General features: G+C 58.7%; 24 protein-coding genes and 1 tRNA gene. 10 read left to right on the top strand and 15 right to left on the bottom strand.

Annotated elements, in window-relative coordinates:
- Positions 1-36 precede the first annotated feature (36 nt).
- Both F4Y72_11960 and F4Y72_11965 read right to left on the bottom strand, forming a co-directional pair.
- The gene (locus tag F4Y72_11960) at positions 37-888 is read right to left on the bottom strand and encodes an alpha/beta hydrolase (protein MXZ29001.1); all 852 of its coding nucleotides are present in this window, start codon (positions 886-888) and stop codon (positions 37-39) included.
- Between the two features lie 13 nt (positions 889-901).
- Positions 902-2047, bottom strand: a complete 1146-nt coding sequence (locus F4Y72_11965; GenBank protein ID MXZ29002.1) for a helix-turn-helix transcriptional regulator — start codon at positions 2045-2047, stop codon at positions 902-904.
- A gap of 86 nt (positions 2048-2133) precedes the next feature.
- On the opposite strand from F4Y72_11965, the gene F4Y72_11970 reads away from it, so the two are divergent.
- Genes F4Y72_11970 through F4Y72_11980 form a run of 3 tightly spaced genes read left to right on the top strand, consistent with a single transcriptional unit; the run spans position 2134 to position 6593 of the window.
- The gene (locus F4Y72_11970; protein MXZ29003.1) at positions 2134-4458 is read left to right on the top strand and encodes a TonB-dependent receptor; all 2325 of its coding nucleotides are present in this window, start codon (positions 2134-2136) and stop codon (positions 4456-4458) included.
- 30 nt (positions 4459-4488) lie between these two features.
- Complete coding sequence (locus F4Y72_11975; GenBank protein MXZ29004.1) at positions 4489-5436, top strand: alpha/beta hydrolase; 948 nt, start codon at positions 4489-4491, stop codon at positions 5434-5436.
- Positions 5433-6593 carry an iron-containing alcohol dehydrogenase gene (locus tag F4Y72_11980; GenBank protein MXZ29005.1) on the top strand — a complete coding sequence of 387 codons (1161 nt, stop codon included), beginning with the start codon at positions 5433-5435 and terminating at the stop codon, positions 6591-6593. The genes F4Y72_11975 and F4Y72_11980 overlap by 4 nt, the downstream gene beginning before the upstream one ends.
- Before the next feature lie 24 nt (positions 6594-6617).
- Here F4Y72_11980 and F4Y72_11985 read toward each other — a convergent pair whose 3' ends face one another.
- Positions 6618-7871: a hypothetical protein gene (locus F4Y72_11985; protein MXZ29006.1), complete on the bottom strand. Its 1254-nt coding sequence runs from the start codon at positions 7869-7871 to the stop codon at positions 6618-6620.
- A gap of 303 nt (positions 7872-8174) precedes the next feature.
- On the opposite strand from F4Y72_11985, the gene F4Y72_11990 reads away from it, so the two are divergent.
- From F4Y72_11990 to F4Y72_12000, 3 genes are all read left to right on the top strand, one after another.
- Positions 8175-8525: a type II toxin-antitoxin system RelE/ParE family toxin gene (locus F4Y72_11990; protein ID MXZ29007.1), complete on the top strand. Its 351-nt coding sequence runs from the start codon at positions 8175-8177 to the stop codon at positions 8523-8525.
- Complete coding sequence (locus tag F4Y72_11995; GenBank protein ID MXZ29008.1) at positions 8522-8827, top strand: XRE family transcriptional regulator; 306 nt, start codon at positions 8522-8524, stop codon at positions 8825-8827. The genes F4Y72_11990 and F4Y72_11995 overlap by 4 nt, the downstream gene beginning before the upstream one ends.
- 116 nt (positions 8828-8943) lie before the next feature.
- Positions 8944-10089, top strand: coding sequence for a DUF2235 domain-containing protein (locus F4Y72_12000; protein MXZ29009.1), 1146 nt, complete (start codon positions 8944-8946; stop codon positions 10087-10089).
- A gap of 133 nt (positions 10090-10222) precedes the next feature.
- Here F4Y72_12000 and F4Y72_12005 read toward each other — a convergent pair whose 3' ends face one another.
- From F4Y72_12005 to F4Y72_12030, 6 genes are all read right to left on the bottom strand, one after another.
- Positions 10223-13384, bottom strand: a complete 3162-nt coding sequence (locus F4Y72_12005; GenBank protein ID MXZ29010.1) for a TonB-dependent receptor — start codon at positions 13382-13384, stop codon at positions 10223-10225.
- 10 nt (positions 13385-13394) lie between these two features.
- Positions 13395-14444 (bottom strand): hypothetical protein, encoded by a 1050-nt coding sequence (locus tag F4Y72_12010; protein ID MXZ29011.1) that lies wholly within the window; start codon positions 14442-14444, stop codon positions 13395-13397.
- Positions 14438-15031: a sigma-70 family RNA polymerase sigma factor gene (locus F4Y72_12015; GenBank protein MXZ29012.1), complete on the bottom strand. Its 594-nt coding sequence runs from the start codon at positions 15029-15031 to the stop codon at positions 14438-14440. Before F4Y72_12015 ends, F4Y72_12010 begins: the two co-directional genes overlap by 7 nt.
- 190 nt (positions 15032-15221) lie before the next feature.
- Positions 15222-15479: an SUMF1/EgtB/PvdO family nonheme iron enzyme gene (locus F4Y72_12020; protein MXZ29013.1), complete on the bottom strand. Its 258-nt coding sequence runs from the start codon at positions 15477-15479 to the stop codon at positions 15222-15224.
- A gap of 174 nt (positions 15480-15653) precedes the next feature.
- On the bottom strand, positions 15654-16352 hold the full coding sequence (locus tag F4Y72_12025) for a hypothetical protein (protein MXZ29014.1): 699 nt from the start codon (positions 16350-16352) through the stop codon (positions 15654-15656).
- Positions 16349-17101, bottom strand: coding sequence for a glutathione S-transferase family protein (locus F4Y72_12030; protein ID MXZ29015.1), 753 nt, complete (start codon positions 17099-17101; stop codon positions 16349-16351). The genes F4Y72_12025 and F4Y72_12030 overlap by 4 nt, the downstream gene beginning before the upstream one ends.
- A 336-nt stretch (positions 17102-17437) precedes the next feature.
- Between F4Y72_12030 and F4Y72_12035 the strand changes: the two genes are divergently transcribed.
- Positions 17438-17614 (top strand): type II toxin-antitoxin system HicB family antitoxin, encoded by a 177-nt coding sequence (locus tag F4Y72_12035; GenBank protein ID MXZ29016.1) that lies wholly within the window; start codon positions 17438-17440, stop codon positions 17612-17614.
- Positions 17615-17623: 9 nt separating this feature from the next.
- Here F4Y72_12035 and F4Y72_12040 read toward each other — a convergent pair whose 3' ends face one another.
- Positions 17624-18586 carry a formylglycine-generating enzyme family protein gene (locus F4Y72_12040; protein ID MXZ29017.1) on the bottom strand — a complete coding sequence of 321 codons (963 nt, stop codon included), beginning with the start codon at positions 18584-18586 and terminating at the stop codon, positions 17624-17626.
- A 560-nt stretch (positions 18587-19146) separates the two neighbouring features.
- Here F4Y72_12040 and F4Y72_12045 point away from each other — a divergent pair.
- On the top strand, positions 19147-19812 hold the full coding sequence (locus F4Y72_12045) for a hypothetical protein (GenBank protein ID MXZ29018.1): 666 nt from the start codon (positions 19147-19149) through the stop codon (positions 19810-19812).
- Positions 19813-19831: 19 nt separating this feature from the next.
- Here F4Y72_12045 and F4Y72_12050 read toward each other — a convergent pair whose 3' ends face one another.
- A complete protein-coding gene (locus F4Y72_12050; protein MXZ29019.1) occupies positions 19832-20662 on the bottom strand; it encodes a DUF3883 domain-containing protein in 831 nt (276 codons plus the stop codon).
- A gap of 826 nt (positions 20663-21488) precedes the next feature.
- Here F4Y72_12050 and F4Y72_12055 point away from each other — a divergent pair.
- Positions 21489-22277 carry a hypothetical protein gene (locus F4Y72_12055; GenBank protein ID MXZ29020.1) on the top strand — a complete coding sequence of 263 codons (789 nt, stop codon included), beginning with the start codon at positions 21489-21491 and terminating at the stop codon, positions 22275-22277.
- Between the two features lie 376 nt (positions 22278-22653).
- On the opposite strand, the gene vsr is transcribed toward F4Y72_12055, so the two are convergent.
- From vsr to F4Y72_12075, 4 genes are all read right to left on the bottom strand, one after another.
- Entirely contained in the window at positions 22654-23055 is a 402-nt protein-coding gene (gene vsr / locus F4Y72_12060) for a DNA mismatch endonuclease Vsr (GenBank protein MXZ29021.1), read from the bottom strand.
- Positions 23052-23984 (bottom strand): DUF4928 domain-containing protein, encoded by a 933-nt coding sequence (locus F4Y72_12065; protein ID MXZ29022.1) that lies wholly within the window; start codon positions 23982-23984, stop codon positions 23052-23054. Before F4Y72_12065 ends, vsr begins: the two co-directional genes overlap by 4 nt.
- Positions 23985-23987: 3 nt before the next feature.
- Positions 23988-25133 carry a DNA cytosine methyltransferase gene (locus F4Y72_12070; protein MXZ29023.1) on the bottom strand — a complete coding sequence of 382 codons (1146 nt, stop codon included), beginning with the start codon at positions 25131-25133 and terminating at the stop codon, positions 23988-23990.
- A 147-nt stretch (positions 25134-25280) separates the two neighbouring features.
- On the bottom strand, positions 25281-26216 hold the full coding sequence (locus F4Y72_12075; GenBank protein ID MXZ29024.1) for a hypothetical protein: 936 nt from the start codon (positions 26214-26216) through the stop codon (positions 25281-25283).
- Between the two features lie 532 nt (positions 26217-26748).
- On the opposite strand from F4Y72_12075, the gene F4Y72_12080 reads away from it, so the two are divergent.
- Positions 26749-26844 (top strand) — tRNA-Leu (locus tag F4Y72_12080).
- Positions 26845-26919: the final 75 nt, after the last annotated feature.

Consider the following 26919-nt stretch of genomic DNA (forward strand, 5'->3'; position numbering starts at 1 on the left):
TCCGCACCAGCGCCCGGTGCAAACGGAGTTCTCCCGCTAGGGAACCGACGCCAGAAAGCGATCGATGGCGGCAAGCGCGTCCGGCTCGTTGAGCCAGGGCGCATGCCCTCGGTTGGCGACGGTGCAGGTGACCAGGGACGGGACCCGCTTGGCCATTTCGACGAGCGTCTCGGGAGCCAGCAGGTCCGACGTCTCACCGCGCAGGGCGAGCAGGGGGAACCGGCCGAGTTTCTCGAACAGGCCCCAGGGGTCCGGGGGTGAACCGCCGAGTTCCTGAAACGCCTTGCCGATATTGGGATCGGATTTCAGGACCGGCTTGCCGTCGGCGTCGATGCGGTAGGTGCGCCTTGCAATCAGGTCCCAGGTGGCGGCATCGGCATCGGGAAAGGCGACTTCGAACATGATCTTCGTGTTGGCGATCGCGTCGTCCCAGTTCTCGGCCGGCTTCAGCTTGCCGACGTACTGAGCGATTCTCAGGATGCCGACCATCGAGACTTCCGGACCGATGTCGTTGATGATGGCGCCCGCGAACAGCTCCGGCACCTGTTCGGCCAGGACCATCGTCACGATGCCGCCCAGCGAGGTACCGCAAAAAACCGCCGACCCGATTCCCAGGTGGTCCAACCACTCGACGACATCGTCCGCATACGTCGTCGGAAAGTAGTTGCGGTAGTTCGGGTCGAAATCCGAACGGCCGCGGCCCCTGAAGTCGAGGGCCAGGACGCGTCGCGAAGGCCTGAGGTGCCCGGCGAGTTCCACGAAGTCCTCGCTGTTGCGGGTGAGACCGTGCAGGCACACCACCGGTGCCAGGCCGAAGTTCGATGAGGCGGGCGAGTCGCGAAAGAAGAACTTCAGACCGCAGCGGCTCTTGTAGAAATGCCCGGTCATGACGCCGGCAACCTCATGATCCCGTGCGGAACTTCGAAGGCGAGACCCGGTTCCAGCGGATGAACGCGCGCCGGAAGCTCCGCTCGTCGGAATAGTCGAGTTCTTCGGCGACTTCGCCCGCGAGGAGGTCCTGGGACAACAGGCGCTTGGCGCGCGCATTCAGGGCCTTCCGCCGGACTTCCTGAAACGACGTGTTCGACTCCGCCAGACGGCGCCGCAGGGTCCTGGCGCTGAGGTTGAGCTGCATTGCCAGCTCATTGGCCGACACGGTCTGCGTCAATATCAGGTCGACGACCCGGTCCACGATCGGCACGTTCGCCGGCGAAACCCTGAGATTGCTCTCGATCAGCCGGGCCACTTCGCCGAAGATCGCGTTCGGCCGGGGCAGGTCGGCAGGCTGCAGTTTTACCGGCAAGGCGGCCACGGAGTAGTCGTAGATCAGCGCGTAGTTCCTGCTGCCGTAGGCGGTGGGAACGCCCCAGTACGCGAGCTGGTTGAGCCGGTTGCCCGCGTTTTTGCGTGAATCGCGCAGGCGGCGCTTGGTCGTGACCTTCAACAGGAATGAATCGATTTCGGCGCCCGCACAAATTCCGAACAGCGTGTGCATGAGGATCACGATGCACTCGAGAAAACTGTGGAACTGACGGTCGGTCAGCTCGAACGGGGTGGGAAAGTCCGTGTTGTCGATGGCGTAGATCAGCTTGTCGCCCTGCGTCATGACGTGGTTGTAGACGCGGCCGTGCAACAGGTTGAACCCGTTCGCAAACTTGCGCAGCATGCCGTCGAAGCGTTTCGAGCCTGCCGCCTGCGACATCACGAAGTGGAACGCGCCCGGCAACAGCGGCCGCCTGGACATGCGCACCGTCTCCTCGCTGGTCAGGTCGGCCAGTTTCCCGAGAAGCCTGAAGTAGTCGGAGACCAGCACGGGCGCCGGTTCGTCATCGTTACCGGTTCGGCGGCGCTGTACCTCGCGCAGCACGGCGGCCAGGTCGATGCCGCTGGTCGAGGCCGCTCTCGACAGCGGTTCGAACAGGGAATCGTCCACGCACGGGATGCCCGGACCATTCGCCGAACGCAAGGGAGGGCTGTTATTCGGCATGTCCATACAGTACCATGCCATTGGCCACAATTGTCCCTCTGAGATGACCTGTTTTGTCATTGCGGACCGCCCCGGGCAGTCGTCAAATACGGATTGGGGAATATTCGATTCGCTGTATATACAGCTACAAATGGAGTAACCGCACCATGTGGCCCAATAAGACAGTTCGCCGAATTCGGTCCGTCGCCCTCGCAAGCGTTGTCGCAGTCCTGGCTTTTTTCGACTTCAGCAGTACCGGTGTCGCCCAGGAGGCGGCCAGCGACAGGCAGGCAAACGTAATCGACGAGATCATCGTCACGGCACGGCGCAGAGAGGAGTCGCTGTGGAGCGTGCCCGGTTCGGTTTCGGCCTTCAGCGAGCGCCAGCTGCGCGACCTGCAGGCGACCGACATGCGCCAGGTGCAGTACGCGGTCCCGAATTTTCACTTTCAGAGAAGCGATTCCTCGAATGCCGCCGTCTATTTGCGCGGCATCGGCCAGAACGACTCCTTGCCCTTCGTCGAGCCGGGCGTCGGCGTCTATATCGACGACGTCTATGTCGCCCGCACCCAGGCCGCCTTCGTGGAATTGTTCGACATCGAGCGCGTGGAGGTCCTGCGCGGGCCGCAGGGAACCCTCTACGGCCGAAACTCCCCCGGAGGCGCCGTCAAGCTGATCACCCGGGCGCCGTCCGACGAATTTGAAGCGTTCGCGGAGGTCGGCGCCGGCAATCTCGCCACGAGGATCTACAACGGCCGCATGAGCGGGCCGTTGAGCGGCGACGGCCGCTGGAAAGGCAAGTTCGCGGTTTCCGGCATCCAGCGCGACGGGCATTCCGAGAACGCGGTGCTCGGCGGAACCGACGGCGACACCGACACGCTGTCGTTCCGGTCCGGCGTGGACTTCGAGGCGAGCGACAGCCTGAGTTTCTCACTCCGCGTCGAAGGAAAATTCGAGCGTCCGGACCGCTCGCTCACACCGATCCGGAAAACCCCGCTCACGCTGTTCGAAGATCCGGTAGGCGCACCGTTCAGCCCGAGGACCTACCTGCCGACGGAGGAAGCGTTCGGTTCGCCCTATGTCGTGGAAGGCACGGCGAACACCTTTGCCGACCTGACGACGCACGGCGCCTCGTTCAAGATCAAGTGGCAGTTCAGCGACGACTGGTACCTGGAGAGCATCACCGCCTACCGCAAGCTCTCCTGGGATTTCATCCTGGATGCCGACAGCACGCCTTTTCCGGTGCTCGACATTCCGGTCTACGAAGACGACGACCAGTTTTCCACTGAGCTGCGGTTCGCGCTGGAACGCGACAGCGGCCTGTCGTTCACGGGCGGCGTTTACCTGTTCAACGACGACGACGTGGTGCTGGCGGGATTCGACGATGCGTCGGCATCGTTCCAGTTCCTCGGGCTCTTCTTCCCGATCATCAGTGTCGGCGTTCCATCGGGCGGATACGGTGAGAGCGACCAGCGCACGCGCTCAATGGCCGTGTTTGCCGACATCACTTTTCCTATTACGGATACCACCAGCTTCGAGATCGGCGCCCGCTACACCAACGACGAGAAGGAGGTCACACGGCGCGGCGAGTTCTTCTTTGACCCGACGCTGTCCCTGAGCCTGGATCGGCCGCCGTTTCTGTCCGGCGTCGGGTTTCCCGGCGAGAACCTGCAGGACGAGCAGGACTGGAGCGCGGTCACGCCGCGCGCCGTGCTTTCTTACCAGCCGAACGACGGGCTCACGGTGTACGGGTCCGTTTCGCGCGGCTTCAAGAGCGGCGGTTTCCCCGGGCGGGCGTTTGCCAGCAGCGAGTTCAAGCCGTTCGATCCGGAAACCGTCTGGACCTACGAGGCGGGCATCAAGGGCAGGGGCGCGGACAACCGTTTAACCTGGTCGGCCGCGTATTTCTACAACGACTACAAGGATCTGCAGCTGAACGGCTTCGGCCAGGACCCCGTAACCGGGCAGTTCGTCAGCCTGTTCACCAACGCGGCGTCGGCGGAGATTCACGGCGTGGAGGGCGTGGTGTCCTACCGGCCCAACGACCGTCTTTCGATCGACGCCTCCGTCGGCTACCTGAACGCGGAATACGAGGAATTCGAGATACTTGTTCTCGGCATGCTCACCGACGTCAGCGACCGGCGTCTGCCGAATGCGCCCGAGTGGACCGGCTTCCTGGGCATGACCTGGTCCGACCAGCTCACCCCGAACGTCGCGGCGACGGCGCACGTCGATATCGCCTACAAGGGCGGCCACGCCAACGAATCGACGGACTCCCCCAACCTCGCCGTCGCCGCGGCAACCTACATCAACGCTTTCGTGTCGATTTCCGGCGACGACGAGCGTTGGGAAGTGCGTTTGGGCGGCACCAACCTGACCGACAAGGCGCGAGCCGCGCAGAGCTTCAATACCGCTGAGTTCTCCGGCGTGGAAACCGCCTTCATGGGGATGCCCCGCCTGTACGATATACGGCTTTTATGGCGCTTTGACTGAAGCGCCGCAAGGCCGCAAAGGGCGAAAGCGATGATTGACCGGCAGTGCGCCAAGCTGCTCGAGAATGCCCAGGGCATCCTGATGGAAATCCTGGCCTCGGAAAGCGACCCGGTCGCCATCGGCCGCAAGTACACGGCCGCGCTGATGGACACCTTCCTGGGAGAAAGGGCCAACGGCGTGGAAACGCGGGATTGTCGGATCCGGACCGATTCCACCGAAATCCCGGTCCGCTTCTACCGGCGGAATCACGCCGCGGCCGATTCAATAGGGAAGCTGGTGCTGTTTTTTCACGGCGGCGGCTGGAGTGTGGGCGACATCGACAGCTACGATGGATTCGTGCGGCGCTTGTGCGCGGAGACCGGAGCAGACTATCTTTCGGTCGATTTTCGCCGCGCCCCGGAGAACAAGTTTCCCACCGCCCACGAGGACTGCTACCAGGCCGCGCTGTGGGCCTTCGAGAACAGCGAAGCGCTGGGAATCGACCCCTCCCGGATCGGCGCGATGGGCGACAGCGCCGGCGCCGCCCTGGCGACGGCCGTTTCCTGGCAGATTGCGCGGCAAACGGACTACCGCGTGAACGCGCTCTATCTCCTGTACCCGTTCCTCGACCTGCGCGACGATCACGAAGCCTACGCATCGAGGATCACGTTCGGCGACGGGAACTACCTGGTGGGGCGCGCGGGCCTGACGGCCGCGAAGCAGTGGTACCTGGATGACGACACCCCCACCGAGGATCCGCTGGTCTCGCCGATGTTCATCCCCGACCTTGAATCGCTGCCGCCGACGACAATCATCACGAGCGGACACGACCCGAACCTGGACGAGGGCAAACTGTTTGCCGAGAAGCTCGAGCAAAGCGGCGTTCGGGTCAGCGCGACGCACTTTGCGTCCGCATTCCACGGCTTCATGCCCTTCGGCGTGCTCGACGTCGCCGGCGACAGTATCCGGGCCCTCGCAAAGGCGATTGCAGAACAATGAATTCAGAAGACGTCAGACCGCTCAATTTCAGCACGACACGCTCGCTGGTCTGTGAGCTGGGCGCAATCGGCCAGCTCGGCGAAATTTGCGCCTCCTTGTCCCCCGGCAAGGTGTTCCTGGTGACCGACCCCGGGATCATTGCGGCGGGACTGCACGAGGCGGCGTTGGACAGCCTGACCGGCGCGGGCCTGGCGTGTTCGGTATTTCAGGACGTTCAGGCCGACCCGCCGGAAGAAATCGTGCTGAACGCGCTGGACCTGGCGCGCAACGAGAAGATAGGCACGGTAGTCGGGCTGGGCGGGGGAAGCTCGATGGACGTGGCCAAGCTGATCGCCGCGTTGTGCTATTCGTCGCAGGCGCTTGCCGACGCGTACGGAATCGGCAACCTCACGGGCGAGAGGCTGCCGCTGGTGCAGATCCCCACTACCGCCGGAACCGGGTCCGAGGTCACGCCCATATCCATCATCACGACCGGGGCCACGACCAAGGCCGCGGTCATTGCGCCGCAACTGCTGCCCGACGTCGCATTGCTGGATCCCGAGCTCACCGTCGGCCTGCCGCCGCACGTGACCGCCGCGACCGGCATCGACGCGATGGTTCATGCGACCGAGTCCTTCACCAGCGCGATTCACAAGAACCCCTACTCGGACATGCTGGCGACGCAGGCACTGACTCTGATGTCGGCCAATATCGAAACAGCCGTGCACGATGGCGGCGACTTGGCGGCGCGCACGGCCATGCTGTTCGGCTCCCTCCTGGCCGGACAGGCGTTCGCCAACTCCCCGGTCGCCGCCGTCCATGCGCTCGCCTATCCGCTGGGCGGCCACTTCCACATCCCACACGGCCTCAGCAACTCGCTGGTGCTGCCGCACGTATTGCGGTTCAACTACGAAACGGCGGCGGATCAGTATGCGACGCTTGCCGAGATCGTCATGCCAGGGGTAGGCGAGGGCAGAGCTTCCGAGTCCTTGCCCGACTACTTCGAAGCGCTTGTGGACCGCCTGAAGATGCCGTCGAAGCTCCGCGAACTGAACGTGCCCGAAGACAGCCTGCCGATGCTCGCGAGCGACGCCATGCTGCAGCAACGCCTGCTGGTCAACAATCCGCGAAAAGTGAGCGAGCAGGACGCGTTGCGGATCTACGAGGCGGCCTACTGAGCGCCGCCGCCGGCGCGGCTTGCGTCAGTGCAGGCTCAGCAGTTTTCTTTGAACGACGATGTCACAGGCCGTGTCTCCGCACTGCAGCCCGCCATTGTCATTGCGGTAGCCTGAGCCGACGGTGCGGAATTTCTGATCCAGCACCACCGTCCTGAGGTTATGGCCCTGGTTGATCTCTCCGAGATTGACGACGGTCACCGGTCCCAGGTCCCGGTCGTCGACCAGCAGCCGGCCGACGATGGAGTGGGTCCAGTAACGGTAGGCCCCACGATAGAACGCCCCGCTTCGGAGGTCGTCGTTGTCCTCGCTGAAATCGCGCGTGAACCGGATCGTCACCGTCCCGAATCGCGAGTCCGTCGAGAAGTCGCCGCGATGGTCCCTGGGCATCGATGCGATCTTGACGAGCACCGCGGGATCGACCCGCTCGAAAGCCGCCGCCCACTCGTCGGAAGAGGCCGGCTCAAGCCCGTTCACGATCCTGGCCGCATGTATCCGGTCGGCCCGCACGGCGAGCTCGTCGTGCACCGCGGGGAGCAGTGCGGCCGAGTTGGTCACGACCAGCGGGTAATACGGCAATCGGCAGATCTTGTCCCTTCGGTGCGTACTGCCGCCCACGGTGACGGTGTTTTCGACCATGAACACGGTTCGCAGGTACTTGCCGTCGTATTCGCCTTCGCACCAAACGTCGCACTGGCTGAAGCGCGAGCTGTAAAGCCGTAGCGCGGCGTTCTCGCCGAGGCGCCAGTCCCCGGACTTCCGCGTACCGATGAATTCGGCGCCGTTGTCCGTCGTCGCCAGTACGCTGAAGCTACCGCCGCTGGCGGCCTGCGCCAGGTAGGTCGTTTCATCGGTGGCCGCTCTCGGATAAAGAAAGAAAGCGAAGTCGCCGCCGACATCGATCTCCACCGGGACGCCACTTACATCGGCCACGCCCCGAATATCGTGAAACAGGGAGAAGTTGTCCTCGGCGCCGACGCCCTCGCGACCCTGAACGAAGCTCCAGTAATTGCGGTTCGGAACCATGGCGCCGGGCCCGGTCCCCGACGTCTTGATGCCGATGAAGACGCTCTCCACGACCCTGTAATACGGATATTCGTCAGTGTGCTGGAAGATGTAGCGAAACCGGTTGTTCTCCAGCCCCTCACTCGAATGCCCGTAGTCGATCGAAGCCAGCTCCCGAAAGCAATCCCCGTCGCCCAACTCCAACGAATCGGCCTGCAAAGCCCCGCCGAAAAAAGCCGCGACAAACACCACCGCCCAGAGCAACCGCGAACCCATACCCAACAACCCCGATTCCTTCCTCAACCGCACACATTCGCCCGAAGTATAAGCCCGCAGATTCCGTGGAAAAGTTCGCAACTGCATAGACATTCTTGCCGTAATAGCGTTTGTTGCGAACGACGCAGTGTTTTAACATAGGTGCCATTCGCCCCTAGGCAGTACGCTTTGCTCCCGGTCTTTACCAAGACCGGTGATCTTGAGCAAAGCCGATCCCTCGGGGCTTTTTATTGGGCACGCTGGAGACATAAGGACATGACCAAAGTGATTGACAGCCGTTGTCATATCTGACAACATCGCACCGTGACGGAAAACACGCGACCTATCGGATGGGTCAGGGCGGCAAGGAAAGCACTCGCAGCATTTCCACCGGTCGTGCAGGATCGAATTAATTCAGCCCTGACAATTGCAGCAGAAGGTAGTAAGGCGGATATCGCCAAGCCGCTCACGGGTCTTGGACCGAGAGTAATGCAGGTTGCCGTTCGCTATCGAACCGATACATATCGCGCGGTTTACACCACGGAATTCAAGGAGGAACTTTGGGTGCTACATGCTTTCAAGAAGAAATCCAAGAAAGGCGTTAGGACACCAAGGTTGGAGGTCGAACTTCTTCGGGCTCGGCTGGGCCACTTGAGATTGGAGTTACGAAAATGAGTGAAAGAGATATTGAACTGGTGCGAGGAAGCGGGAATATCTTTCGCGATTTCGGAGATCCCCATGCGGATCTGAAGCAGGCCAAGGCGGTTATTGCCGCTCGGGTAATTGCGGTCCTGGACGAGCGTGAATTGACTGTGCGAGGCGCTGCCAGCCTTACTGGATTCGCTGCAGCGGATTTCTCTCGCTTGCGCAATGCCGATCTTAGCCGCTTCACACTCGACCGGCTGATGCGCATGCTTGGCGCGCTGGATAAACGCACCAGGACCACGATTCGAATTGAGCCCGTTCCTGTGAACTAAATCTATGTGAAGAAGTACCTGCCTGCGCTAATGGAGTGAAATTACGAAAATAACAAGCTGGCGATAAGTTTTGTACTTCCGTATGCTTGCGCGCTGTTTTGGGATGAAGCAGAGGGGTGGGGCAAGTGGAAAGAGGCGGAAAGCGGCTGGTGATCTGCTGCGATGGGACCTGGAACGAGCCGGACCAGGAAGTTCATGACAATCCGGCTGACGAGACCGAGCCGACCAACGTTCTGAAGATCGTGCGGGGTCTGGCGCCTGTTGACCGAGAGCAGGTCCCGCAGGTGGTCTATTACGACACCGGCGTAGGCACGCAGGGCCCGCTCGACAAGTACGTCGGCGGCGGGTTGGGCGGCGGGCTGTCGGATAACATCCAGCAGGCTTATCGCTTCATTGCGAACAACTGGCGCGAAGGCGACGAGCTGTTCCTGTTCGGGTTCAGCCGGGGCGCCTATACCGTGCGTTCCCTGGCGGGATTTATCGGCGTGGCGGGGCTGCTGAGTAAGGAGAACCTGAGGCTGTTGCCGGAAGCGTATGCGCTCTACCGCCTGCAACCGGGCAAACGCGACGGCGCAATGGTCCAAGAACGGCTGGCAAAAGCGGGCGAGCCTTCCCGGCGCCCGGTTCCGATCAAGTTCATCGGCGTGTGGGACACGGTCGGCGCGCTGGGCGCCCCAACGCCGATTCTCGGGCGACTGACGCGCAAGAAGGTGTCCTTTCACAACACGCAGCTGGGCGAAAACGTGGAGCACGCGTACCACGCGCTGGCGGTCGACGAGCGCCGCAGGCCGTTCCAGCCGGACTTGTGGACCGGCGCTCCCGCCGAGGGTCAGACCATCGAGCAGGTCTGGTTCGCCGGCGTGCATTCCAATATCGGCGGCGGTTACCGCGATTGCGGACTGGCGAATATCGCCCTGGACTGGCTGGCCGGCCGCTCCGCGCGCCACGGTCTGCAATTCACCGACTCGATCGCCGGAATGCAGTGCGAAGCAGCGGACCGCTGCAGGCTGGAAGACTCGTTCTCGTGGAGCTATCAGGCGTTGCGCGCGCTTCGCGTGCGTCCTTACCAGCGCGAAATAGGCCCGAAGCAAGGCGGCGACATTCGCCCCGCCGGCACCATCGTGCCCGGCGAAAGCGCCCACCCGAGCGCGGTCGAAGCCATCGGAAAACACTTCGCCCGCAATCCCGGCAATGCGCACTACGAACCAAAAAACCTAATCAGCGCCCTCGACGACGGCCTGCCGGTCTGGCAGGAGACTTAACTGTCACGATTTGACGGACGCGCGGGAGAGATTGCAAGCTTTGCGGCGAGTGGAATTCAAGACCCGGTGCGTGCGCTCAGTCGACGTCGCGGGCCACTCGAAAGCAGCGCCGCAACAGTGCGTGCAAATTTACCTAAGTCTCCCAGGTCAATTCGAGGAACAACACCCGGCCGCGCGCGTCCCACCGGGTGGGATCATAGGGCAGTGTCCGCCAGATCGTGGGCATTTCCGCCTTGAGCACGTTGCGTCCTCCAACGCGCAATCGCAGACCGTTATCGAATTCATAGGTAACCGAAAGATCAACCGTGGTGAGGGACCTGACGGTCAGCGGGGGCAAACTGCCGTAAGGACGTGTGCAGCGCCCGATCACTTCCTTGCAACTTCCCCCGGTATTGTGGTTTTCGTAGCCGGGCAGGTAGTGCATGTAGGTATGCAAGGCGAACCTCCCGACCTCCCAGCCCAGCGACGCCGTAACCCTGTATTCGCTGCTGCCGGACCCGGTACCTTTTCGGACTATGCGCGGCGACCCGGCGCTGATCTGGTAGGACTCGTCGAGCACGCGCATGTATTGCAGGCTGGGCGTGAAGCGGCCCACACGCGTGTCGAAATCAAGGTGGAGTTCGGTATCTACGGTCTCGCTTACCTTGTTGGCGATATTGATGAGGTGCCAATTGACTGCCGTCAGGTAACCTTCCGCGTCTCGCCGGACTACGTCCGGATGCTGCAGCGCCAGTTCCCGCTCCTCCGGCTCACCGAACAGCAGCCCGAGCGTGCCTTCGATCCGGTTGGCGAAATCGACGCGGGACCAGTCCGCCGTCCAGCGAAACCCCAGCCGGTTCGGCGGCGACCAGGCAAAGCCCACCGAGTAATTATCGGAGGTCTCGGAGTCGAGACGCGGACTGAACTGAGAACTGTTCACCTGCACGTATTGCCAGGTTGGCTCGCCCGACGGATGATGAAGATCGACGACGAAGGTGCCGAATTCCTGGGGAGCAGAAGTCCCGAACAGCTCCCGCAGCAGGGGCGGGCGAAATGAGCTGGACCAGGAGGCGCGAAAAACGAGGTTTTCCGTCGGTTGAAACCGAAGGCCCACGCGCGGACTGGTGGAGCCTCGTCTGGATTCCCCCAGGTTGTACGAACCGACAAACTCTCTTGTGCGACCGTGATAGTCCTGCCATCCCTCACCCGGAACATATATCCGGCCCTGGCTGGGCACGATTGCAGTGTCGCGACCCAGCGAGCCCACGAATTCATAGGTGTCCTTGCGCGCCTGAAGGCTCAACAGCAGCGAGCGGAGTCCCGGACGCGCATTGTCCTCGCCCACCAGCGGAACGGAAAGCTCGGCAAAGTATGCGCGGTAGTCCTTTGCAGGGCGCTCCACGCCGTGAGTCTGTTCGGCGGATTCCCGGATCTCCGGACCTTCCGGCCCGGAGAATTGCCAATGCGAATAAACCACGTTCTTTCGAAGCTCGCCTCCCAGGGCGTATTCCACGTTTCCGCCCCGGATTCGAACCAGGTCCCCCCGTAACACGGCCTGATAGCTCGTGGTAATGGTCGTGCCGTGCACCTCCCGCTCGCGAGCGAACAAGTCGGCAAAGACATCGCCCTGGGCGGTACCATTGCCGAATACGTTGATCGCTGTGTCCGGCTCGGAGCTCTCCAGGGCTGCATAGAACGCCGCATGGCCGGGATCGCTCTCCCAGCGCGCGAGATTCGATGCGTTATTCAACAGGATTCTCCGCGCCTTCGATCGCGTGACGCTCAGGTCCAGCTTCTGGCCCCGAACGGCCCACAGCAAGCCGACGGTGTAGTTGCGCTGCCGGCTCTCTGCGTCCAAAAGGGCTCGCGGCATCAAGCCGGCCTCGATTTCGGCAGCCGGCCAATAGGACACGATCATCGGTGTGTCGAACGGATTGTAGGCGTTGCCGGTCGGTACCAGGTACTGCAATACCGTTCTTCGTTCCTGCATTGACTCGTGATCGGAGTGCAGGATGTCCGCATACGCATCAAGACTGTCGGTTACGTGTTGCCGAACGCGCAGACTGAACGAGGTGTTGGCGGCATCCTCGCCGTTGGAAGGAAGGACAGCGTCAGCGGGCGCTATCTCGGTCATGAAGTCGTCCACGGTGGCGCCGAGACCACTGTGGCCGGCGGGGAGCTGGTAGCGGACACGACTAGTGCATCGGGGCGAAAGGTACTGAAACCGGAATCGCGGGATGAATTCGCATGCCACGCCCGGCTGGCCGAATGAGGTAGTGCGCAAGTCGTACTCCGGTCCGAACCGGTCGCGGTAGTCCAGCGTATCCCACCCCGTCTTCCTGTTGTCTATCGGTTGGGAGGAACGGCGGGAGGCGGTAACTGTCAGGTTGCCGGTCCCCCAGGCATAGTTGCCGTTCAGGCTGATCCTGCGCAGATCCGAGCCGGAGGAACTGAACTCGTGCCGGGCAGTGGCGGCGGCCGAGGCGCCCTCGTAGTCATTCCTGAGAACGATGTTCACCACGCCGCCGATAGCGTCCGAGCCGTACACGGCCGAGGCTCCGTCCAGCTGAACGTCCACTCGCTCGATGGCCGCCAGAGGTATGGTCAGCGTGTTGACGAAATCCTCCTGGTAGCCCGCCGCTCCGGCGACACGGCGGCCATTGACAAGAACCAGCGTATTGTCCGAACCCATGGCGCGCAGATTGATGGTCGAGATGCCCAGTCCGAACTGACCCAGGGCCACGTCCGTGTCTTGCGCAAGGAGGCCCCGGCTCGTATTCGTTTGCGTACTGATGGAAGGGAACGACCAGGGCAGCGTGCGGAAGAACTCCTCCAGGGTGGACGCGCCTCGCCGGGCGAGTTCTTCCGCGGAATAGCTATAGACTCTGGCGCTGGGGTCGCCCCGCGCCAGCCGCGAACCGGTAACCCTCTGCACGGGAAGTTCGATCGGCGCCTCCTCATCCTCGGCAGGGGCTTCGTCCGCCGGCTCCGGTTCTTCTGCCGGCTCCACCGCCTGAACGACCACCAGTTCTTCCGCAGCGTATGTATATTCCAGGCCCGTGTCGTTCAACAGGGCCGCCAGGGCTTCCTCGAGGCGGTATTCGCCCTTGAGGCCGTCCACGTCGACCTGGGCGCCGACGCCTTCGGCGAACATGATCTGAACGCCCGATTTCCTGGCGAGTTGGAGCAGGGCGCTGCCGGCCTTTTGCGGCTTGATGTCGAGCGTCAGCGCCGTGTCGGCCTGCGCCCGGGCAGCGGCCGCCATGAACGCGAGCACCGCCAGGATCAGCACCGCCAGGATCGGCCTCTGCTTCATGGCCTGTCCATCACGGGCTGCGCGCCTCGTCCGAGTCCACCCGGGAAGCCGTAAGCACGATCCGGTCGTAGTGCTGTGTAACCTTGATCGGCAGTATGAGTTCCAGGCTTTGGAGCGCGGCATCGCTCGCGGGGATGCGAACGACCGTGTACACCTGCAAATTCATGATCGAGGCGTCTTCGATCAGGATCTTCTTGCGCGAATAGCGGTTGAGTTCCTGGACCACCTGAAACAGCGGTTCGCTGGTGAAACTGAGCACACCGTCGCGCCAGGCGCCGAAGCGGTCCAGGGACTCGGGCCGAAAGGCCGTCAGCCGATCGCGCTCGATATCGAACTCGGCGACCCAGCCGGCCTCCACGCGGCGCGGGCCCAGCCCGCGGACCGAGACGGGCGGCGGCGATTCGGTGCCGTCTTCGGTCGCCTTGTGGATCGTCACCGCGCCCTCGATCACCGCCAATTGATAGCGTTCCGGGTCCTTGCGGATGTTGAACGCCGTCCCGATGGCCGTGACGGAACGCAGGCCCAGGTCCACGGTGAAGGGGCGCCTGGCATCTTCCGCGACCTCGAAATAGGCCTCGCCACGCTCCAGAAGGATCCGGCGCGCCTGTTCGTTGTAGTCCACGACCATTTGACCGGCGGTATTGAGCGTGACGACGCTGCCGTCGCCCAACTCGACGGTGCGCTGCTCGCCGATCCGTGTGGAGTACTTCCGAAGGTGGCTGTTGTCTCCGCCGCGCCACGGCGAGAACCAGGTTAAAGCGGCGCCGATCGTGACGAGGACCGCCGCCGCAATGCCGAACAGGATCTTCCTTTTCTCACTGCGTCCCTGGATCAGGCGCCGGTATTGCGGGACGATTTCCCGAATCTCGCTGTCGGCCGTCAGTCCCTCCATCGTCCCGAGAATCTCGAGCAAACCGAAGAACTCTTCCCTGTATTTCGGATCGTTCCGAACGCGGCTTTGGATCGTCATCGCCTCCGCGTTCGACAACTCATCGGACCACAGGTGCAGCAGTGCATGCTCGGTGCCGCCGCGCATGATCTCGTGAAGTTTCATCAGCACCAGTGCTCTCCCGAGTTCTGAATCGTCCGTCGCGCTTGCCGGAGCTTTCGAAGCGCCCGCAGGATGTAGTGCTCGACCTGCTTCTTCGTCAGTCCCATGTACACGGCGATTTCCCCGTAGTTCAGGTTGTGAAAGCGGTGCAGAACGAATGCCGCTCTCCAATGCGGGCGCATACCCAGAATGACGGCCTTGATGGCTTCAAGCTCCAGTTGCGCCTCGACGATCCTCTCCGGCGAGTGCTCGTCCCTTCGTTCGCGCTCGACCGCGAGCTGGGCGGCCGAATACGCCCTGCGCACCCGCGACTTGCGGTGCCTGTTCGCGAGCATGTTGTTGGCCATGGTCAGGAGATAGGAACGATTGCTTCCCAGCGAATCGGACATCTTCTCTTCCAGCCCGTTCACGATCATCAGGTGGGCGAAAACCTCCTGTGTTATGTCGTTGATCTGCTCCTCCGGGACCGACCGGCCGCGCAGGAATACATACAAGGCCCGGGCATGCCGCCCAAACAATTTCTCGACCAACTGCCTTCGCCGCAGCTTCTTCCGCGAAGGCAAGCTGACGACTTTTTCTTCCTGACAAAGACTCACTGTGCTTGTGCGATACCTATCTACTCAATAAACACCCAAGACTCTCCTTTACCCCTGTTTTGATTTATCCAAAGCTTACGATACCCAAAAAACACGATCCACGGAGTACGAGACTACCTGAACCTGCCCGGCGAACCCGTGGGTCCGACCCCACGCTGCAATGTCCCGCCCGGGCTGCCGGTGCGCGCCCTCAGTCGACGTTGCGCGCTACGCGGAAGCCGAAGCCCGAGCCGGCCGTTGTTGCGAATATGGGCAGGCGTGTCGCCACCCTCAACAAGCCGGGAAAGCCGGCCCAGGAGCCGCCCTTGATCACCCACGTCCGGCAGGAGGGCTCGATGTAGGGAGTTCCATCCCGGGGCGCGTCCGCGTGACCCAGCGCATAGCAATCGGCCGTCAGTTCCGAAACGTTGCCTCCAGGTAGGCCAGTATCTCGGCGCGCCGCAGGCACGGCGCCGGATGGTCGTCGGAATCGCCGATGCTGTTATCGCGCCAGGTGAACTCCGGCTGCATCTGCCAGCTGACTGGCGGGCCCATATCTGATACGGCTCGGATTACGGGGGAACGGTCACAGGGACAGATAGTGAACCTTGCTCCAGAATCACCTGTGTGATATCGGCCATTTCTACTGTCCCTGTTCCAGTTGTGTCTTACCGAAGAACGCTTCGCGAGTCTCATCGGACGGGTCGCCGATCACTTCATGTTCATTTAGCAGGGCACATCCGCGTTGAACTGCCGGTCGATCAGACAAGGTGTTGTACCAGCGCTCTACATTCGGAAACTGAGTGATGTCAATTTCGTGCAGCCAGCGTACGTGGACCCACGGATAGATCGCGACATCGGCGATAGAGTAGTCGCCGGCAACATATGGCACATCCGCAAGCCGTTTATCCATGACTTTGTACAATCGAAGTGTTTCGTTTTGATAGCGTTCTATCGCATAGGGAATCTTCTCAGGCGCATAGCCAAGAAAGTGCCCGCACTGACCAAACATGGGCCCAACGCTCGCCATCTGAAACATTAACCACTGCAGGACTTCGATGCGCAATCGAGGGGATGACGGCAAGAGCTGCCCAGTCTTGTCGGCAAGGTAGATCAGTATCGCCCCGGATTCGAAAAGCGAGAAATGGGGGCCACCGGTTCCGTCGGCGTGGTCGACGATCGCTGGAATCTTGTTGTTGGGGCTAATCGTCAGAAAATCCTTTGCGAACTGCTCACCCTTAAGGATATTGACAGGGATTGTGGTGTACTCGAGTCCAACTTCCTCAAGCATGATCGCCACCTTTTGCCCATTTGGTGTTGGCCAGAAATAGAAGTCAATCATCTACCGGTTTTTCTTATGTCGATTACGGCCTGGACATGGCGTTGGTGGTTCTCCGGTGACATATCGCCATCATAATCGACATTCAAGTGTGCTTTCACCGATGGGCGTTGGATGACCACGTCGTACCAATCGCTCAGCGCAGGTCGTCCGTCGCGCCACCGGTACCTCGGGTGCAAGAGGTCTTCGGTGCTTCCTTCTTCGCCAAGGTAACTGACACCTTGCAGCAAGCCAGCCGAACCGATATCGAAGTCCGGGTTTGTTGCCGCCCAACGTTCGGCTTCGTCCAATGTCGCTACGATCTTGGGCCACACCCATTCGTACAGTGTTCGGCGACGTGCTTCTTCCGGTAACCACGCTTCCATGCTCAGTTGCACAGCGCATTCGAACAGCGTGTCGCCGAGCGCAAGGCGACGCAACGCATCCCAACGCTTCGCTCCGTCCGGGGGAAAAAGCCTGTTCGTGACGCGTTGCGCGTCGAGAAATTCGACAATGGTTTGACTACCGTACAGGACGGTACCGTCCTCCAGTGCCAAACAAGGCACCTTCCCCAGCGGAGCGAGTTCGCTCATGTCGTACTGACCGGTGACGAATCGTCCATTGAGGTCGCGGAATGGAAAAGTGGGCACTCGGGTGAGTGTCTCCCAAAGTCCCGCCTCGTGCGCAACGACTAAAGTCTTGTGCACGAAACTGTGGAACGGCGAGTAGAAAAGTCTCATGAAACGAGGATCGGCGATGGCATCAAGCACCATGGTATGTCACTGGCCAGTATCTCGGCGCGCCGCAGGCACGGCGCCGGATGGTCGTCGGAACTTCCGATACTGTTATCGCGCCAGGAGAACTCCGGCTGCATCTGCCAGCCCCAACGGGTGAGGTGAGAACAGCCTTCCATTGTCGTAAAGCCCGTCTCTTCCACGAACTCCGCAAACTGGGCCCGCGTGACTTCAGTCTGGCGATTCGAAGGCCCTTGCTATTGGAGGCGTGATTTCCGCTGAAAGCGCCTGGCCAAGTAATACTCCCCAATTGCTGATACTGAGTTGTCGATATACTTTGGAACCCTGGACTTGCAGAGGGAACCGAAAACTGAGATGGAATACACAGCTGTGATCAAGAGGAGCGGCGAATGGTGGATTGGCTGGATTGAGGAGGTTCCTGGCGTGAACTGCCAGGAACGTACGCGCGAGGAGCTGCGCCGGAGTCTTGCGGATACGCTTTCCGAGGCGCTTGAGTTCAATCGGCAAGACGCACTGGCCGCTGCCAAATAGGACGCGCCCTCAGTCGACGTCGCGCGCCACGCGAAAACCGAAGCCCGAGCCTGCGGTTGTCGCGAATATGGGCAGGCGGGTCGCCACCCTCAACAAGCCGGGAAAACCGGCCCACGACCCGCCCTTGATCACCCAGGTTCGGCAGGAGGGCTCGAGGTAGGGTGTTCCATTCCGGGGCGCGTCCGCGTGACCCAGCGCATAGCAATCGGCCGTCAGTTCCGAAACATTACCCGCAACGTCGTAGAGGCCGAAGGCGTTCGGCTCGAAGCTGGCCACGGGCGCCGTGAAAGCATACCCATCGTTGCAGTCCGCGAATTGACTGTAAGGAATACTCGGGGCCACTACGGCGAACATTCGGTCGGCGCCGTTCTGAAATGCGCAGGCCTGCGTCCGGTCTTCGCCCCAGAAGGCGGCAAACTTCGAATTCGCCCGCGCGGCATATTCCCATTCCGCCTCGCTGGGCAGGCGGTATGCGTGACCCGTCCTGGCGCTCAACCAGTCCAGGTAGGCCAGTATCTCGGCGCGCCGCAGGCACGGCGCCGGATGGTCGTCGGAATTGCCGATGCTGTTATCGCGCCAGGTGAACTCCGGCTGCATCTGCCAGCCCCAATCGGTGAGGTGAGAACAGCCTTTCATTGTCGCAAAGCCCGTCTCTTCCACGAATTCCGCAAACTGGGCCCGCGTGACTTCAGTACGGCCGATGGCATAGGAGTGAGCAATCGTGATCGCGGCGACCGGCCGCTCATTGGCCGACAGGGCTTCGGGCATGCCCCAGGCCAGTCCCTCGGCGTCTTCCGCACCCATGACGAAAGAGCCGCCCGCCGGAATAACAACCAGCTCGGGACAGGATTCGCAGTCCCTGACGATGACGGGCTCCGCCGATGCGCATACGGTGGTCAGCAACATGCAGACAAGGACTGCAAACCCCAGCCTCGTGGCGCGGGTTACCGGGGCGTCTTTCAGGGTTGCCAAGGACAGGGAGCTCGTTGCAGGTGAATATTCTAGACTTTGGCTCCGGAGGCAAGGCTATTCCAGCCGAATCACGGCGGACAGCGTTCAATCGTTCAACGTAACCAGCATTGAATCGCCATACACCATCGACGCGACGTACTCGCCATCCATAGATGTAAGTCCCGCTAAGGTCAGGCGTCAGAAGGACAGCATGCCAACACGCCAAGTGGCAGGCTCTGGTGCAATTGGAACGGAGTAGGCGCTGCCGCCATGAAGTGGCCGGCGGCGCTACCGTCGCCAGAGTGCCGTCGAGCTACGAGAGGCGACCGCTCGGCACGAGGGCTTGGACCACAAGACGGTTCGCAAGTATCTCAAGGCGGTGGATTTAGTGCCACAGAAGCGGGTTGACTAGTTCAATTTTAGAAGCTTGTTCGGGTTGCTCGCCGACATGCGGCCAGTCGCAAAAACAGATGTATTATCAAGATACAGTGTGGGCCAAGGCGACCTTACTCACACTAAAGAGTCTTCGAAATACCCGGGGCGGTTCAGTTTGATGTGGTAAGACATTTGGGGGAGTTCAGATGGCAGATAGGCGTTTATCTCTAAGACGCATGATGGCTAAGCCGGCGTTTCGCTGGTTTCTGCTCGCTTATCTAATCGTAGCGATTCTTGGAGTTGCAATTACCTTCATCTCGGAATACAGCGTCGAACGGGATTTTTTGGAGTACCGATTGGAGATGCGCCAGGTACAACTTTCTGAGAGATTCGACGTACAGGAAATTAGGATAGAGTCTATTGAGTCCACACTAGAATCTCTCGAATTGGCGGAGACGAATCTCGATGAAACTCGTCAAGCACTCAAAGCAATCAGTGAGTTCGAAACCCAATCGGTAGTAGCACGGTTAAGTAGAGTCGAGGATGTTGCTGGCTCAGTGGGAAAAGAATTAGAGCACGTAAAGGCGATTCTCAATCCTACGAATCCGGAAGATGTACTGACCGTGTTGCGGGTCGGGGATAAGTTGGAACTGCTGGGCAGGGAAATCGAGGTGCTAAATGCAGATTTCATCGCCCTACGGCAAGACCTCGTCAACAGAATAGAAATAAACCACGAACGTGCACTGGGGCGAGTCGACTCGATTACTGACACCATAGGGTGGATCGCATTGCTGCTGGTGCCAGTAATGTTGCGCGTTCTTCGCGATTTTCTCCCGGGAAGGAGGCAAAGTGATGGTTCGGAAGAGACCTAATGGGGAGGCTGCTTGCATCCTAACGAAGGGTGGCAAAGTAATTTGTGGGCGAGAGATGGACGTGATCGGTCAGAGGAGGCTTCAACTGATAGGCAGAGGGTGTTCTTGAGAAATCGTATATGCGCACAAGACGGAACACATCCTGGCGCTTTTCGGATACGCGTAATTCGTTTTCTGAGATCCAAAATGGCGTTGTGAGTGGGCCGTTTGTTGTCTTGGCTTCCAGCCATCGTTCCTCACCAGATTCTGAGAAGGACAAGATGTCGAATCCTGCTCCATCCCCGTCCTCTTTCGAGACCCAACGGACCTTTTCTGCAAGGTCGTTTCTGCCTCCAGACTGAAGCCGGCTTCGTTCTGCGTGATATAGAAACTTCTCTCCTGCTTCGCCCAATACACGCGCCCGAAAATCGCGAGTGGCCGGATCGGAAATGCGCAGAATCCGACGAATGATGCCGCTAGAGATACGGTGATTTGGGCTCTCAGGAGGTGGTTGTTGAAATGTGATGCCCAATTCCGGGATGCTTGGCTCGTTGACGTGGCCAGCCAAATGGTCAGCCAGGTTGTCGTGCTTCAGTTTGTCTTCAATAACCTCACACAATCGGGTCTGATAATTGAATCTCGGTTTGTAGCCCCAAACGAAGGGCAGCCCAAGCAGTGTCATAACGGCACTGATGTTCTGATGCTTATATTCGATTGATCCTTTTGAGCGACCGAGCCGCTCCTGAAGTATCTCATTGCGTTCAGTCTTATTGAAGTGTTGGGCCTGCATCTCCATATGAAGCATGTCCAGATAGTCTTCAACAATGATTTCAATTTCGTCTGTGTTCCAGGGAGTTCCGGCTTTATTCATATTGTTGTCCCGGATTGGTTTGCCTGTTACGAATGTTGGCTCAAAGGCTCAGAACAAGAGGATAACGCGAGTGGTTTTTCGCAATTGGATGGATTGGAGGTTGAAGTCTCGGTCGGGTTAGTTCGTCATTCGTGTAACACCGCGGCATGGGGGACTAGGACCAGGCTCATCACAACGTCCAGCCGCCGAAGCCAGCGCCGGTAGCGAACACAAAACGCGGTGTACCGATGGCCCCGCCTATTTGCTGCGTTGTACTCGTCCCACAACTACTGCAGCTGCACCCTCCGGCGCTTCAGCTACCGATGAACTGCCGGCCAGTCCGGCTCCGGCCGCGGCGCTGTCGTCGGAGGCAGCGGCGGAAACAGACGCCGCTCCAACGCCTCGCATCCAATGACGCCGGCAACGGCTACGACAGTCCGCAGGACTCGGCGCGGCGGACGTGGTTCAGCACCATCGGTTGGGCCAGACCGCAACTGCGCGCCACCTGCCGCACACTTAGATGCAGCACCCAACTCAAACGCAATACTGCTCTGACTCGACGTTTGGATTACCTCGACCTCGGCATCTGCCCGCCTGCCTTGGTGGGCGATTGGCAGAATAACCAGTCCGTCAACCGCATCGCGCAGCTCCGGAGTGGTAATTTTCCCGTGAAATCAACGGTAACTTTCGCGTGAAATGCGTAATCAGTAGCTGGGACTTTTACTTAGGCATTGACAAATACAGTTTGCAATGCCCCAACTAAAGTGTGTAATACCCGCCATTTTCGGCTTGGATTTATTCGGTGAATCCGTACAATGGCGCGCCCGGCCAGAACCTACCCGCCGCCATGAAAATCCAGATCGCCTCCGACCTGCACCTGGAGATGCGCCCAGACTACGAACCGAACCCGGTTACGGAGTTCCGGCCTGTCCCGGACCGGGATGTCCTGGTGCTGGCGGGCGACATCGGCACCCACACTAATGCCCTGCAGTTTGTCGAAGACGAAGCGCGCATTTCGCCCGTGATCCTGATCCCGGGCAACCACGAGTACTACTCGGTGCACACACGCCACGAGACGGATTACGCCTGGCGGCAAATCGTCGAGAGCATGCCGAGTCTACATTACCTGGTCGCCGAGGGCGTCACGATTGACGGTGTACGGTTTTGGGGCGCACCGTGGTATTCGGACCCGTTGAGACTGCGGGGTCCCGGCTCCCTGCGATTGATCGCGGGGAGTCTCAATGACTTCGACCCGAAGTACGACGATTCCGGCCGCTGGACCGTGCAACGGCATTTGGAAGAGCACGCCCTCCAGACGCGGCTATTGCGCGAGCAGGCCGGCTGGGTCGATGTGGTCATCACGCACTGGCCACCGACGCTCCACGCTGTAGCGCCGGGGTTCAAGGACGACGCGCTGACCGGCTATTTCGTCAATGACAATGAGGAGCTAGTTAGAGAGATCGGTGCCCAGGCATGGATCAGCGGTCACGTCCATGACGCCTACGAGGCGATAGTTGGCGATACGCAGGTTGTCAGCAACCCCACGAGTTATCCGATGGGTGCAGCCGATGAGAATGGGCTATTCCGGCCGGATCGGGTGATTGAGATCCGTCCGCGACGTGCTGCGCGGTCTTAGCTTCGACCATCCAGGCGAGATCGACACTTGGACTGTGGCTCTTTGCCGAAGAAGATCAATGCGGCGCGTCACGCATAAGTAGAATCTTGTCCATGGACCTTCATGCCGCCAGAGAAAGTTAACCGAAAAAGAGCAGCGGTACCTGAATCTGTCCGATTGCTCACTGAAACGGACAGGAAAGTCGCGTAATTGGCAACCTGAAGAAGAGACGGGGACCACCACCATACAAAATGTGCGAAAGATCCTTGAAGCTATCCTGATTCTCTTGCAATTGACGACTAGCATCAGCGCCCAATGGCCATCAGTAAAGGCACGCGCCACTTTGGCTCTGTGGTGCACATCGCGCTGAAGACGCTCTCGCTGACAGCGAGAATGCTCATTCCAGAAATGCCCTTATGCGTTTCCCAAGTACATCGCGGTCGGCGAGTTCACATTCCCAAATTGTGATGACCTGCCATCCCATTTCCCGAAGCCGCTTTTGATTCCTAGCATCGCGTTCTTTGTTTTTTTGGAGCTTTGGAAGCCAATAGTCTCGGTTAGTTTTGGGGGAACGAGCTCCCCGGGGGCAGGTGTGCTGATGCCAGAAGCAGCCATGCACGAAGATCACCTTTGATCTTGATGGGAATACCAAGTCCGGCTTCCCGGGGAGATTCTTCCTATGCAAGCGATAACGAAAGCCCAGACTATGAGTGATTCGGCGCACGATCAATTCAGGCTTAGTGTCGCAGCTCTTCACGGCGCGCATGATTGCGCTACGATCAAGAGTTGTGCTTGTCATCGGATTCGGATCTTGAGACTAGGGTCCGTTTCCACTCCCTCAATAATCTCGTTATAGCGCTTCACCAATTCATCCAATTTGAGCCGCCTTCCCTCGGTTTGAAATCCGCCAAGTTCATGTATGTTCAAGGCAACAAATTGCTCGATCTCAAATATGTCGATCCTTTCGCCCACGTTTTCGCGATTCGCCAATTCATCCGCGACAAGTGCCCCGCGATCTACCGTAACCAGCAAGGGCTTGTATCCTTCATTGAGGTTATCCACGCAACGGCGTATTACGGCTTCGCCCGGAGCCGTTGTGACGTGAATGGCTGCATCGCCAATCGAGAAATCGCCGACTCGCTCGCTCTGAGCGTCTGCGGTCGAGAAACTATTATGATCAATGCAGCCGATTCCGAGAGCGCAATCCAGTTTCGCTCCAACCAAATGCTGTAGAACCGCTCCAGCGTAGTGAGTTCCTTGCGCCTCTCCTTGTCGCTTCATTGCCTGCGCCAAAATATCCCGAATCACATGTCGAATCCCGCGGGAGCTATCTAGCTTGATCGAAAATGGCCGGCCGGCGAAAAACTCCCGAACGCGCATAATCCAAAAGAGTTCAATTTGGTCGAGATGCGCCTTTTCCTCTTCGTGAAGACGATTGAGAAAGGCGACATACGCCCTCATTCTCTTTATGCTGCCTCGGCTTGTACGTCCGCCTTCCTGAGCAAGCACTCTAGTGATTCCATGCTTGGATAAAATGGATTGAACGGCTCCTTTCCCCAAGCCCAGCACTTGACCGCCTCCAGCCGTTACGAGTGTTTCCGGATCGAGCGGCAAACCCCATTCGCGAGCTCGGTTGGTAACGACCAAAGCCACGCACAGCGGCCCTTTCCCCCGAAACTTGTTTTGACGGGAGAATCCTTCTAGTTGCGTCGCAAGTTTCTCTTCCATGCGTTAGGCCACCTTCTCTTGGGTGAAAATCTCAGCGTTCAAAACCGGTTCGAAGATGTTCTCAGCGATATGCCGGACCACGGGAACGACAACGCCATCCCCCGCTAGATGATACGCCTCGTTGTATCTTCTAGGCAGCGCGTAATCGTCGGAAATACCCATTAATCGTGCCGCCTCCCTGGGAGAAAGCAATCGAGACTTCACGTTTTCTCCCTCAACAATCATTAGCGTTTGGCGACTTGATCCCCCGGTTGGCGTGCGAAGGCATCCTGCGATGTTGTCGAATCGAATCTCAGCTCTCTGCTTGTAGCCGCCTTCCTTTGTGGGACGCGTTCGCTTGTAGACAGTCCCAATGACGCGCTTACCCGCGCGCTTCGCCTCCACCACTTTTGCAAAATGGGATTCGTTCATCATGCTGAGTAGTCTGCGAGTTTCCTTTGCAGTATGCCAACGAACCCCCTGAGGTGGTGACTCCTCTAAGTCTGAGAATCCGTCTGTGCGCAAAGGGGGAGACTTTAGCTGCCACCATATCCAACGCTTCTTGTCCTGCAAAGACAGCCTCGCGTAGGCGCGGTGTAGCGCTGGGGTGCACCATTTCTCGTCAGCCTGAGCTGAAAAAAGGTGCTCATCGATCGCCTGACTAGAGTGCACAGCAATGATAAATAATCGCGGACGAGACTGCGGAATGAAATGGACCGCGTCAATCACCAACGCCCCACAGGAATAATCCTGGCGAGTGAGCGCAGTGATTAATGCGGTGAAATCTCTGCCCCCGTTTGAAGTCAGTGTGCCGCAAACGTTCTCAATCACGATTAAGGGAACGGCACGCCCTTCAACGGCGAGTGTCTTCATAAGCCGCCAGAAAGACCAAAAAGTCCCGGACCGCTCGCCACGCAATCCCGCACCGCTGCCTGCTAGAGAGAGGTCCTGGCAAGGAAATGAAGCCCAAGCTAAATCCGCTCTGCCTGGCAGATCGGCGGTATCTATGTCGGCAACATCGCCTACGCGGAGTTCTTTTTCACCCCAATTCTCGATGTAACTGGCCCCTTTCTTTGGGTCAATGTCATTAGCGAACAAGCACGACCACTTAGAGCCAAGGCCGGAGCGAACCATGCCTCCTCCCGCGAAAAACTCATAGAAGCTATGCATCCTTTTCGCAGTCTCTAGCTTGCTCCCCCAAAGTCTCCTGCAATTGCTTCATTAGGGGTCTTGTTCTCGTTACATCCTATCTACAAATACTAGCCGTAGTTTAGGCGGAATGACCATTCCTACAGAATCGGCATGCCTTGAAACCACTTACGCCAGTCGCTTTAGCCGGGGACGGTATCGAATGTTCAGCAATGAACAAATTGACTGCTCAATGGGTTCAACAACTCGATGAGTATTAAGGTATCCCTGCGTCCTAATCGAAATTACTTTTCTAAAAAAAGAATACTGGTGCTTTCTGAGAAGCGACTTGAGTTGATCCCTTTCTCTTTCGCCCAAGTCATGTGTCGTCTCAAGTCGAAGAAAATAGTCAATAAGATCGTATGCTGGTGTGTTCCTTTTTCTAACAACGTTTTCGACAATTGGGAAAATTTCAGGCTTGTTAAGCGCACAAACAATCTTTTCCACATTCCACATAGTTAAGAGGAAAGATATTGTCGTCAAGAAGTGCTTGATTTCTTCAGTTTCGAGCTCGGGATGTCGTTCACGAATATAGGCAGCGTAATCGTTTATTTCACGTTGACTTCCTAGCATGAGGCGCACTATGCGCAATCCACTATCGGCTACAGTTTCAACGACTTCCAGTAATTTTTTGCGTTTGAGGCTCCCGAATTTCGTTCTTAGAATCTGACCAAGAATCTCATTGTTCTTGAGAATCTTGTACATATTATTCACGACCCTCATTTCTTCGTCCTCAATTTCCAATTCTTCAGCATCAACTTCCTCTTCGGCATCAACTCCGACGGACTCCATTTGATCCCGCCCTCTCCTTTCTATTTCTCTCTCAGAACTAACAGAATTCTCCGATAGGATTTCGGAAGGTATCCTCTGCACAATCTTCTCAAAAACTCTAGTCTCATCAACAGTTAGAGTACAGGGAGCAATATCGTCCAAAGCGCACATCGTCTGCAGCAAAATATCGTCAATGACTCCATCATCATTGGAATGATGAATTAAGAAAATTAGGGAATTATCCATCAAACTACACAAATCTAAGATCTGGCACCTAACAATCGCCGTGCCCATCTTCTTTTTCTAAGACCCTTTTTTATACCCTTCACACGAGGGTCTCCCTGCGAAATTACAATCGACATTCCGTTGTCTAAATTGATGTGGCGACACCAAACGCGGCTCTCATCGCAGTATTTCTGGACGCGGTCATTGAATGGCATTTTTCTCCATCGACTGTAACCGTCCCAGATTTCCCGCAACAATTTCAACAGGTGTTTCATACTTAGTATTTATTGCTGAACTATGACCCAAATTCCCGCTACAAATCCGACGAGAAATAATACTTCTAGAAGTCTTGTAATTCGGTAATTCCATAATTTTCTCTTGTATTCATTTTCTGCTTTCCTCAAGGCATCTTCCCCACCAATAACTGATCCTGGCGGCTGTGGTCGATTTTTTCTGTACCACTGCCAATATCGATCAAATAGATTTAGTGATAATCCGCCGATCGCGGCCACTGCTCCAGCTATCAAGGTGTATTCAGTAGATGACACGGCGACTATAATTCCTGATTGAAAAGCCCCCGATCAATCGGGGGCTTTTTCGTGGAGGAGTGTCAGAGCCAGGTTTATTGTGCCGACCTTAAAAATCGGTGTAGGTTTCAGGGATGTGCCTACCGTGGGTTCAAATCCCACCTCCTCCAATTTCCTTATCCTCTCTCCGCCGCCATTCCTCCTCAATCTCTTCCCGACTCCTAGGCGGCATTTTCATCAATGAC

This window comes from Gammaproteobacteria bacterium (assembly GCA_009838035.1).
GTDB lineage: Bacteria > Pseudomonadota > Gammaproteobacteria > Steroidobacterales > Foliamicaceae > Foliamicus.

Coding starts and splice junctions, on each gene's coding strand:
- F4Y72_11960 (MXZ29001.1), bottom strand. CDS start 888: ATGACCGGGCATTTCTACAAGAGCCGCTGCGGTCTGAAGTTCTTCTTT.
- F4Y72_12045 (MXZ29018.1), top strand. CDS start 19,147: ATGGCAGATAGGCGTTTATCTCTAAGACGCATGATGGCTAAGCCGGCG.
- F4Y72_11985 (MXZ29006.1), bottom strand. CDS start 7,871: ATGGGTTCGCGGTTGCTCTGGGCGGTGGTGTTTGTCGCGGCTTTTTTC.
- F4Y72_12025 (MXZ29014.1), bottom strand. CDS start 16,352: ATGATTGACTTCTATTTCTGGCCAACACCAAATGGGCAAAAGGTGGCG.
- F4Y72_12055 (MXZ29020.1), top strand. CDS start 21,489: ATGAAAATCCAGATCGCCTCCGACCTGCACCTGGAGATGCGCCCAGAC.
- vsr (MXZ29021.1), bottom strand. CDS start 23,055: ATGACAAGCACAACTCTTGATCGTAGCGCAATCATGCGCGCCGTGAAG.
- F4Y72_11970 (MXZ29003.1), top strand. CDS start 2,134: ATGTGGCCCAATAAGACAGTTCGCCGAATTCGGTCCGTCGCCCTCGCA.
- F4Y72_12005 (MXZ29010.1), bottom strand. CDS start 13,384: ATGAAGCAGAGGCCGATCCTGGCGGTGCTGATCCTGGCGGTGCTCGCG.
- F4Y72_12070 (MXZ29023.1), bottom strand. CDS start 25,133: ATGCATAGCTTCTATGAGTTTTTCGCGGGAGGAGGCATGGTTCGCTCC.
- F4Y72_12050 (MXZ29019.1), bottom strand. CDS start 20,662: ATGAATAAAGCCGGAACTCCCTGGAACACAGACGAAATTGAAATCATT.
- F4Y72_12030 (MXZ29015.1), bottom strand. CDS start 17,101: ATGGTGCTTGATGCCATCGCCGATCCTCGTTTCATGAGACTTTTCTAC.
- F4Y72_11975 (MXZ29004.1), top strand. CDS start 4,489: ATGATTGACCGGCAGTGCGCCAAGCTGCTCGAGAATGCCCAGGGCATC.
- F4Y72_11995 (MXZ29008.1), top strand. CDS start 8,522: ATGAGTGAAAGAGATATTGAACTGGTGCGAGGAAGCGGGAATATCTTT.
- F4Y72_12065 (MXZ29022.1), bottom strand. CDS start 23,984: ATGGAAGAGAAACTTGCGACGCAACTAGAAGGATTCTCCCGTCAAAAC.
- F4Y72_12075 (MXZ29024.1), bottom strand. CDS start 26,216: ATGGGCACGGCGATTGTTAGGTGCCAGATCTTAGATTTGTGTAGTTTG.
- F4Y72_11965 (MXZ29002.1), bottom strand. CDS start 2,047: ATGACAAAACAGGTCATCTCAGAGGGACAATTGTGGCCAATGGCATGG.
- F4Y72_12035 (MXZ29016.1), top strand. CDS start 17,438: ATGGAATACACAGCTGTGATCAAGAGGAGCGGCGAATGGTGGATTGGC.
- F4Y72_11980 (MXZ29005.1), top strand. CDS start 5,433: ATGAATTCAGAAGACGTCAGACCGCTCAATTTCAGCACGACACGCTCG.